Source organism: Rheinheimera sp. (assembly GCF_020217005.1).
In the GTDB taxonomy this organism is placed as follows: Bacteria; Pseudomonadota; Gammaproteobacteria; order Enterobacterales; family Alteromonadaceae; genus Pararheinheimera.
The window spans coordinates 1-10000 of the sequence record NZ_JAIWOI010000162.1 but is presented as its reverse complement, the minus strand read 5'-3'; the positions used below and the strand labels follow the sequence as shown (position 1 = coordinate 10000).

At 48.8% G+C, this 10000-nt stretch carries 8 protein-coding genes; 7 read left to right on the top strand and 1 reads right to left on the bottom strand.

Annotated features, from left to right (window positions below):
* From LDL40_RS07895 to LDL40_RS07885, 3 genes are all read left to right on the top strand, one after another.
* The coding region (locus LDL40_RS07895; RefSeq protein ID WP_300994719.1) for a diguanylate cyclase at positions 1–678 on the top strand (678 nt) is incomplete at its 5' end.
* Between the two features lie 75 nt (positions 679–753).
* Positions 754–1464 (top strand): DUF3581 family protein, encoded by a 711-nt coding sequence (locus LDL40_RS07890; protein WP_300994718.1) that lies wholly within the window; start codon positions 754–756, stop codon positions 1462–1464.
* 87 nt (positions 1465–1551) lie between these two features.
* Positions 1552–1851: a YciI family protein gene (locus LDL40_RS07885; RefSeq protein ID WP_300994717.1), complete on the top strand. Its 300-nt coding sequence runs from the start codon at positions 1552–1554 to the stop codon at positions 1849–1851.
* 113 nt (positions 1852–1964) lie between these two features.
* Here the strand turns inward: LDL40_RS07885 and LDL40_RS07880 are convergent, their stop codons facing one another.
* On the bottom strand, positions 1965–2765 hold the full coding sequence (locus LDL40_RS07880; protein ID WP_300994716.1) for an ABC transporter substrate-binding protein: 801 nt from the start codon (positions 2763–2765) through the stop codon (positions 1965–1967).
* A gap of 238 nt (positions 2766–3003) precedes the next feature.
* Here LDL40_RS07880 and LDL40_RS07875 point away from each other — a divergent pair, with 238 nt between their 5' ends.
* From LDL40_RS07875 to LDL40_RS07860, 4 genes are all read left to right on the top strand, one after another.
* Positions 3004–3492, top strand: a complete 489-nt coding sequence (locus LDL40_RS07875; RefSeq protein WP_300994715.1) for a hypothetical protein — start codon at positions 3004–3006, stop codon at positions 3490–3492.
* A gap of 19 nt (positions 3493–3511) precedes the next feature.
* Complete coding sequence (locus LDL40_RS07870) at positions 3512–3841, top strand: hypothetical protein (protein WP_300994714.1); 330 nt, start codon at positions 3512–3514, stop codon at positions 3839–3841.
* A gap of 317 nt (positions 3842–4158) precedes the next feature.
* On the top strand, positions 4159–7608 hold the full coding sequence (gene recC, locus LDL40_RS07865; protein ID WP_300994713.1) for an exodeoxyribonuclease V subunit gamma: 3450 nt from the start codon (positions 4159–4161) through the stop codon (positions 7606–7608).
* On the top strand, positions 7605–10000 hold a 2396-nt coding region (locus tag LDL40_RS07860), incomplete at its 3' end, for a UvrD-helicase domain-containing protein (RefSeq protein WP_300994712.1). The genes recC and LDL40_RS07860, both read left to right, overlap by 4 nt.

Below are 10000 nucleotides of genomic sequence, written 5' to 3'. Positions count from 1 at the left end.
GACGATGAAGGGAGCTGGTATTTTATTGTCACCCGTGAACAAAAGTATCTGGGCTTAGGTTCGGTCCGTGCTTTACTCAAACGTATTACCGAAAGTAAATTACAAAATGCGCGTTATGCCAACCCCCTGACCCTACTGCCTGGCAACGTGCCGATCTACCGCGAAATTGACGGATTATTACAACGACGTAAAAGCTTTCATATCGCCTATTTTGATTTAAACGACTTTAAACCCTACAACGATACTTACGGTTACAGCAAAGGGGATTTAGTGATACAACTTGTCGCTGAGCTGTTAACCAGCATAGCAGGGGCAGGTGGCCATTTTGTCGGTCATGTCGGTGGCGATGATTTTGTGGTGATCTTCACCAGCGAAAATTGGCAGGAGCTCTGTCAGCAAGTACTGAATGAGTTTGCTGAGCGAGTGCTGTTTTACTATGAAAGTGCTCATGTACAAGCGGGGGGGATTCGTAGTCATAACCGTACTGGTGAGCAGGTGTTTTATCCTTTGCTCAGTCTGGCTGTTGGTGTGGTGTCGCCCGATCCTAGGTTATGTGTTTGTCATCATGATGTGGCTGCGCTGGCCAGTGATGCCAAAACTCAGGCGAAAAAACCACAGGGCAACTTTTTATTTGTCTCACGTCGGCGCGGGCCTGGTCAAAGCGGATTGGCGAGCTAATTGACTGGCTGGACCAATTCAGTTCGCGTGCTGAGGTACACTGCACCACTTCGATAGTCGTCAGGACGGGGATCCATGTTTTTACAGCAGTTTATTAGTGAGCATAACCACGAAGTCAGTTTTAGCCGTCAGCAGGCCTGCCGCTTTGCCAAGGAAGTCGCTACAGATTTTAACCCTATCCACGACGCCGACAGTAAAAGATTCTGTGTGCCAGGTGATTTGTTGTTTGCCCATATGGTCAGCAAACATGGTTTAGCTCAAAAGTTACATTGTACTTTCGCTGGCATGGTCAGTTCAGACGTGTTGCTGCACTCAGAGCAACAAGGTGATGAATGGCGCTTGTGTGATCAACAGCAAAAAAATTATCTGATTTTGCGTCAGCAAGGCGAAAAATTTCACGATTTGGCCTATATCGAGTCGTTAGTGAAAGACTATGTACGTTTCTCTGGCCAAAACTTCCCGCATATTCTGCAGCCTTTAATGAAGCAGCATCAGGTGATGATTAACGCACAGCGCCCGCTGGTGATTTACGAAAGCATGACACTGGAGTTTGACCGCTTTTCAGCCACATCACCTGAATTACGTTTAGCTCACAACGACTTAACAGTGGAAGGAAAACGTGGTTTAGCCCGCTTAGGTTTTGAGTTGGTGGAAAATGGTGAAGTCATAGGTCGCGGCGAAAAACGTATGATTCTAAGTAGCCTGCAACCTTACGAGGAAACAGTGATGCAGCAAATGGTCGACTTTTACAACGAGCGCAAAACTCAGTTTCAGCACGCTGTTTGAGCCTGTGATTCTGGCACTGTTGGCTTGGATTGCAGCTGCGCTTCTGCTAAGGTGCCGCGAGATAATTCCTTTTCGTTGAGGTCGCTGATGTACTACATGATTTGTTCGGAAGATGTGCCAAATAGTCTGCCATTACGTAAGCAAGTGCGTGAACAGCATTTAGCCCGTTTGCAGGAATTAAAAGCACAGAACCGTTTATTAATTGCAGGCCCATTGCCAGCTGTTGATCTGGAAGACCCGGCTGAAGCAGGTTTTACTGGCTCTTTAGTGGTGGCGCAGTTTGAATCTTTAGAACAGGCCAAAGCCTGGGCAGCTGCAGATCCATACATAGCTGCAGGTGTGTACGCGAATTCAGTAGTGAAGCCATTTAAAAAGGTACTGCCTTAATTTTTGGCGACTCGATTAAATAGCTCTAAAAGATCCCCGCCAATCTGCGGGGATTTTTTTGAGTTTTACAGCCTATTTTACGGTTACAAAAGCGGTGCTTAAAAGGAGGGGGGTTACTGCGGCAAGCGGGAAGCAGGAGCTGGCAAACTAAATTGATACTCGACCAGTTGATAGCGCTGCACTATGCGGCCGAGTTCGCCATTGTCGTATAAATGTTGCCAGGCTTTGGCCAGTTGCTCTAAACGCTCCGGGCTTAGTGTGTGGCGGTTAAAGCCAAAATACACCGGGCTTTGATACACCTCAAACAAAGGTTCTAAACCTACTGTCGATAAACCCGCCTGCTTTTTCCAGTAATGATAAGCCACTATATCTTCCAACACTCCATGCACACGGCCATTCAGTAGCAGCGCCTGCTTATCTTCATTGCCACGAATAAACACAAAGCGGGTGCGATTTTTTGCATCGTTTAAAATGCTGTCCAGCTCATCGCCGTAATAAGCACCATTGAGCAAGGCGATAATGCCTGATGTGCCGCTGCGCTTGAGTTGTGTCAGGTTGCTTAAACCAGGAAATGCCTCAGTTTTGCCGACCAGATAGATGATTTCCTGCTGATGCGGACCAATAAAAGCAAATTGTTGGCTGCGCTCGGTGTTGTAACTTAAGTGGCTCAGTACATCCAGTTCGCCTTGTTCAATCAACTTGAGCGATCGCAACCAGGGGCTATGAATAAATTCCAGGCTACAACCCACTTCTTTTGCCAGACGGGTCAGTAACTCCACATTCAGGCCAGTCCAGCTGTCCTTTGTTTGAATAATGTAGGGCGCGAAGCTGGTTTCAATCCCCATACGCAAGGTGCAGCTTTCAGAGCGGAAACTCAGTAACAAAGCAAAAAGGGCAGTTAACACAAGCTTCATAGGATAGATCCGGAGTCAGCGAAAGCTCATTCAACTATATATGCCAGAGCTACAGCTTGCCTGCGAAATTATCAGGACAGCGGCAGCATTTTTTCCTGTCAGAGTACTGTGCACTGTTTTGTTGTAAAAGAAGGAACATTGTTCTAGGCTTGTTTACAACATTGAGCAGATGACCAAAGGCAATGAAGGGCATCAGTCCAGTCTGAGTGTTTTATCTTTTACTGCAAAGGAGATTTTGATGAATACAAACAACGGATACAACCCGCTAAGGCTGATACTGGCGGTCTTGCTTCTGCTGGCTATGTCAGGCTGTACGGTAAAACTTATCGCCTCTTATGATGAAACCACGGATCAAAATGTGACGGCGTTGCAGCGCAAAATGGAGACATTTTTAACTGAGCTGGAAACAAAAGATGGTCTGCCTGAATGCAGTTACAGTAATAACTCTGCGTTTTATACCGAAGCTAAGGTGGATTTGAGCGCCATTAAGGTACGGGTGGATGCAATTCCAAACAATGATATTACCGCAGAACAGATAGTTTTACTGACCAGCAGCTTAAATGACCTGCAAGCGCTGCATCAATTAAAAGATAAAAAGACCACCACAGAGGGAGAGCTCAAGTGTGTGAGCTCTGATGAAATCAAAGCGCTGCGCTCTGCATTTAATGCCAGTTTTACCGCCATATTAAAGTTGGAGCTGGCGAAAAAACGTGGCGAAGCCAATTAACTGAACAGGAGATCAAGTGATGAGTATTAATGCCGGAGAATTAGCAGGAACTATGCTGAACGCCATGCAGGGCGTCCTGTCGGAAAAATGGCCTGAGATTAAAGAGTATGCGGAGTCGGAAGCAAAAAAGTTAGCTCAGTCCCTGGTGATGATCGAAGCGCTGAAAGTGGCAAACAAAATTGATGCCGAAGAAGCTGCGCTGCATTTATCCATTCAGAAAAACGCCAGCCGTATGGTGCTGCTGACGATTAAAGGATTAGGCGTGTTAGCTGTTGAACAGGCACTCAACGCCGCGCTTGATGTAGTCAAAGATACGGTGAATACCGCTTTGGGGTTTACTTTGATTTAAAGGCCACCGGAATTTGCTGCAGCACACCAGCACTCAGGCGGTGTGCCACTGCAGCTTTATTGAACAGCTTCTGCTCCAAACCTCGTAGCAACTAAATTCACAAAAAACTTGATAGGCGTATGCAACTCACTGTGGCAAAATCAGTTTTATACCCGTCGTCCTTGAAGCTGCGGCTTTGTTGACTGCGCTATTTCGCCCCAGTCACATAGTTTGACTATGCTCCTGAGGTCTCACTGGCTTGTCGCCTCGCTGCAACGTCAAGTTACTTGGGTATAGAAAAACAGCAAACGAATAAAGACTAACGGAGTACTGTCGCATTGGCACTTGAGCCTGGTTTTTTAGTGATCCATTCCAATCAGCTGGAGCAGCTGCGCTCGCTTTTGGTACAGTTTTGTCAGCGTTATCCGCTCTCGCCCTTAGAGCTTGAACAGGTGCTGGTGCAAAGTAATGGTATAGCGCAGTGGCTGAAACTGGCTTTTGCCGCGTCCCCTGATGAAACCGATCCCTATGAGCGTGGTTTGGGGATAGCGGCTGCTCTACAGGTGCAGTTACCGGGCCGTTTTATCTGGAGCATGTATCAGCTGGCGCTGCCAGAGCAGCAACTACCTGATTTATCTGTGTTTAGTAAAGACAGTTTACGCTGGCGTATTTTCCGTTTGTTGCCTGAGTTAGTTTTACAAGATGAATTTGAGCTGCTGCGCCGTTTTATCAGTGAGGATAAAGATCAGCAAAAACGCTCGCAGCTGGCATTGAAACTGGCGGATTTATTTGACCAGTATCAGGTGTACCGCGCCGATTGGCTGGCCGATTGGGCCAAAGGCTTGTATCGCCTGGCACAAATGGATGGTGAGGCGAAAGCCATGCCGGATGATCAGCTGTGGCAGGCTAAACTCTGGCAGGCGATTTTAGCGGAGCTGCCCGCAGAACAGCAGCAACAAAGCCGGTTTTCTTTGCATCAGGCCTTTTTGCAGCAAGTAAAACGTTGGAAACAAGCGCCAAAAAATTTACCACGCCGTGTCATTATTTTTGGTATTTCGTCTTTGCCGCAGCAAATGCTGGAAGTGCTGTCAGCTCTCGCGCCCTATTGTCAGATTCTATTGGCGGTGCTGAACCCTTGTCAGTTGTATTGGGCCGATATTATTGCCGAAAAAGACAAAGTCAAAGCAGCGCAAAGACGCCAGCCGGAAAAGGCCGGTTTTTTAGCTTTTGCCAGTGCCGAGCAGTTAGCTGGTCAGGCTCAACCTCTGTTGGCAGCCTGGGGCAAGCAGGGGCGGGATTATATTCGCTTGCTGGATCAGTTTGACGAAACAGCCGCTCATAAAGAGCTGTTTGCCCATCAAAAAGTCGACTTATTTGAAAGCCCCGATACCAGCCATTTATTAGGCCAGTTGCAGGACGATATTTTACAGCTGCGCTCCATCACAGAAAGCCAAAGCCAGTGGCCAGCGTTAACAGCTGAAGCGGCGCGCAGTATTAGTTTTCAAAAAGCCCATAGCCCACTGCGTGAAGTGGAGATTCTGCATGATCATCTGCTGAAGCTGTTTGCCGATCACCCAGAGCTGGGTGCGAAAGATGTGATGGTGATGGTGCCGGACATCAATAGCTACGCGCCTTTAATTGAGGCTGTATTTGGCAAAATGCCAATGGGGGATTTGCGTTATATCCCTTACAGTATTTCCGATCAACAAAGCAAAAAGCAGCAGCCGTTATTACAGGCGCTGGAAGTGCTGTTAAGCCCTGAGCAGCAACGTTTAAACGCCAGTACAGTATTCGATATGCTGGATATCAGCGCCTTGCAGCAAAGGTTTGGCTTAAAAGCAGCGGCTTTACCCAAGATAAAACAATGGATAGAAGGGGCTGGCATTCGCTGGGGGCTGGATCAGCAGCACCGTCAGCAACTGGGTTTGCAGCATGGTTTTGAGCAAAACAGCTGGCTTTTTGGCATTCGCCGTATGCTGCTGGGGTATGTGGCAGGCGATACAGCGCCCTGGCAAGGTATAGCGCCTTATGCTGACGTAGCCGGTTTAGAAGCGGCCGAACTTGGCCCTGTGCTGGTGCTGCTGCAAAAAATCAACGAGTTATGGCAACAACTGAGTGTAAAACGCAGCCCGGCTGGTTGGCATTTGGTCTTTACTCAGCTGCTGCAGGACTTCTTTGCCCCAGACGAGCTGGAAAGTCAGCAACTGCTGCAGCAACTACAACAGCAACTGCAAACTTGGCTCGACAACACCACAGGGGCTGAACTTGAAGAAGAGTTAAGTTTACAAATTGCCCGTCAGGCATTGCTCGAACCTGTGCAGGCCGGTGGTTTGCAGCAGAAGTTTTTCAGTGGTCGCGTCAATTTCGCCACTTTACTGCCGATGCGCTCTATTCCTTTTGCGGTGATTTGTTTGCTCGGCATGAACGATGGTGCTTATCCACGGGCGAAGCAGCGGCAGGATTTTGATTTGATGGCGACGGATTATCGCAGTGGCGACCGTTCACGCCGCGACGATGACCGTTATTTATTGCTTGAAGCTTTATTGTCGGCCCGCCAGCAGTTTTATATCAGTTGGGTAGGTTTTAGCGTGTTTGATAACAGCGCCCGAGCGCCTTCGGTGCTGGTCAGTCAGCTGCGTGATCATCTGTCTACAGGCTGGACTATGGCTGATGGTTCTGATGTTTTAGAGCAAATCACTGTAGAGCATCCGTTGCAGCCTTTTAGCAGGCGTTATCGTGAAGCGGGCTCGAAGCTGGTCAGCTATCAGCGGGAATGGGCCAGCTTGCATCAAAAGGCCGTGGCAACAGCGCAAGGCGAAACACTAGCAGTACCTCAAGAATTGCACTGGACCTTAAAACAAGCCGCCGATTTTATGCGTGAGCCGGTGCGGTTCTTTTTTAATGAACGCTTAAAAGTGCGGTTGGAACTGCCGGAACTGGCCAGTATTAACGATGAAGTTTTTGCTTTAGAGCCACTGGAACGCTGGCAAATGCAACAGCAACTGGTGGCAGAGTTAAAACGTAGTGTCGAGCATCACGGCCAGTGGCAACAACGGACAGAGCAACAACTGGAGTTATTCCGCCAGCAAGGCCGCTTGGCGGTGGGCTCTGGTGCTGCCTTAATGCAGCAGGATTTAGTCGCAGGGCTGGACGAGCTGGCCGCGGGCTATCAGCAGTTTTTATCTGCTTTTCCTGTGGCAGATACTGGTTTTTATCCGCTGCGTTTTGTTGGTCAGCAGGGTGAACTGGCTGAACATTTAACAGGGTTCAGGCGCAGCGCCGACCACTCTGCTTTGGCTTATGCCGAGCTATTGCCTGTTGCTTTAATCAAGGATCGCAGTATCAACTGGCGGCATCTTATTGCGCCTTATCTGAAACTGCTTTTATGTTGTGCCAGTGGTGTGTCATTAAGCTTTTATCTGCTGTCCAGAGTAGGGCAGTTGGTACTGCACCCCATTGATAAACAACAAGCTGGGCAGCAACTGACACAGATTTTACAGCTGATGCAACAAGGGCTATCAGCACCGCTGGCGCTGGAATTTAATGTTGGGGTCGAACTGGTTAAACAGTTGGAAAAAGGCGCGGCTTTGGACGACAAACTGCTGTCGAAGCTGGAACGAGTGTATATGGGCGATGACTTTAACGCTGGCTCAGTGCAGCGTAGTCCTTATTTACAGCGCGCTTTTGCTCACTTTGAAGCACTTTGGCAAAACGGCCAGTTAGAAAAAAATGCCACGGCTTTATACGGGCCATTATTGGCCATCAACTATAGCGAGGTATCGACATGAATACCGCTATCACACCAGCTATAGCCAATCTGGATTTATTATCCTTTCCATTGGCCGGCAGTCAGCTGATTGAAGCCAGTGCCGGCACAGGCAAAACCTTTACCATAGCGGCGTTGTATTTACGTTTGGTGTTGGGCCATGGCTGCAGCAAAGCTTTATTACCACCTGATATTCTGGTGGTGACTTTTACCGAAGCGGCAACCCAAGAGCTGACTGAACGTATAGGCCAGCGTTTAGCAGACGCTGCCCGTTATTTCCGTGAACAAACCGATGCTTTAAATAAAGAGCAGGCCGACCCTTTTTTACAAAGCCTGCGCAGCGAATTTACCCCGGAGCAGTGGCCGCATTGTGCTTATCAGCTGGAACTGGCGGTGCAGTATCTGGATGAAGCCGCCATTTCGACCATTCACGGCTGGTGTAACAAAGTGCTGGCTGAATTTGCGCTCTCTAGTGGCTATTTGTTTGAACAAAACCTGGTGACAGATGTCGAGCAGTTGCAGCTGGATGTGATGCGCGATTATTGGCGTAATTTTTATTACCCCTTGCCTGAAGAGCATATAGCCACCGTCTGGCAACTGCTGCAAAACCCTGAGACGTTACGTAAAAAAATTCTGCCGCTTATCAGCCATCTGTCGTTATTTACCGAACCTGCCAGACCCGCAGTGGTATTGCCTGAAGTCAAAGCAGAGCGCAAGCAAAAACTGGCAGAACTCAAAGCCCCCTGGAATAACTGGGTCAGTGAAATCCGGATTTTGCTGCACGGCGCTATAGAGCGAAAAGAGGTGGATGGCCGCAAATTGCAGGCGCGTTATCTCGATAGCTGGTTAGCCAAACTAGTGGCCTGGATAAGCGATGCCGAGATGGTCGACCCGGATTTACAAACAGGCCAAAGCCGCTTAACACCTCAAGGTTTGGCTGAAGCCTTTAAAGGCCCGGTGCCACATCATCCGGCATTTGAGGCTATGGCAAAACTGGACGACGCACTGGCGGCTTTGCCAGATCCGGAGCAGGATTTAGTGCTGCATGCCGCTTTTTGGTTTGCACGGCGTTTCCATCAGTTGCAGTTAGAACGCTCTGAGCTGGGTTTTGATGAGCTATTAAGCCGTTTGCAACAAGCGCTGCAAAAAGATGAAGGCGGCGTATTGGCTGAGCGGCTCAGACGCAAATTCCCGCTGGCGCTGATAGACGAATTTCAGGACACCGACCCTGTGCAGTATCAGCTATTTGATGCTGTGTATCAGTTGAGTCAAAACAGAAGCGACTGCGGTATTTTGCTGATAGGCGACCCGAAACAAGCCATTTATGCCTTTCGTGGTGCTGATATTTATAGTTATTTAGCCGCCAAACAAGCCACAGCTGGCCGGCACTTTCAACTGCCGAAAAACTTCCGCTCTACTCATGCGATGGTCAATGCGGTCAACCATTTATTTAGTTATGCCGAACAGCGTGCTTTAGGCGCTTTTGTGCTGGGGCGGCCGGATTTATTAAGTTTTTACCCGGTCGAAGCGCAGGGGCGTAAAGAAACTTTTGTCGCAGAGCAACAGCCTGTTACAGCGCTGGAGTTTTGTATGAAAGCCTCGCCGGATGGCAAGCCTTTTAGTAAAGGCGCCGTACTTTCAGAAATGGCACAGGCCTGCGCTGAACAAATCGCCGTATTTTTAACGGGTAGTGCGGCAGGCCATACAGGTTTTGTGAAAGAAGATCAGTTCATTGCGCTTGAAACCAGCGATATAGCGGTGTTGGTGAATAACCAGCAGGAAGCCAATGCCATTAAAAAAGCCCTGGCCGAGCGCAATTTGGCTGCAGTGTATTTATCTGACAAAGGTGCTGTGTTTGAAAGCCCGGTGGCTTTGGATTTATTGCTCTGGCTGCGCGCCTGCGCTGAACCACAACGTGAAAGCCTGGTGCGCTCAGCGCTCTCGAGCTGGAGCTTGTCGTTAAGTTATACCGAACTTGAACAGTTGCTGCAGGACGAGCTGCTGTGGGAGCAGCAGTTGGCGCGTTTTGCTACCTATCAGCACCTCTGGCAACAACAAGGTGTGCTGGTGATGTTATGGCAGCTGATGCGCGATTTTGCCGTGGCAGAGTTTTTACAGCAACAACCAGCAGGCGAGCGGTTATTAACCGATATTTTGCATTTGGCTGAACTGTTGCAGCAACGTTCTATGGAATTAGAAGGCCCGGCAGCCTTAATTCGTTATCTGGCCGAGCATTTAGCTGGCCAAGGCGATTTAGCCGCTGAGCAGCAAAAACTGCGTTTAGAAAGCGACGAAGCTCTGATTAAAATAGTCACTATTCACAAGTCCAAAGGCCTGGAATACCCGCTGGTGTTTTTGCCTTTTATCGCTTTAGCCCGTGCTGTCGATGCCGGCAAAGGCCCTGTCAGTTATCA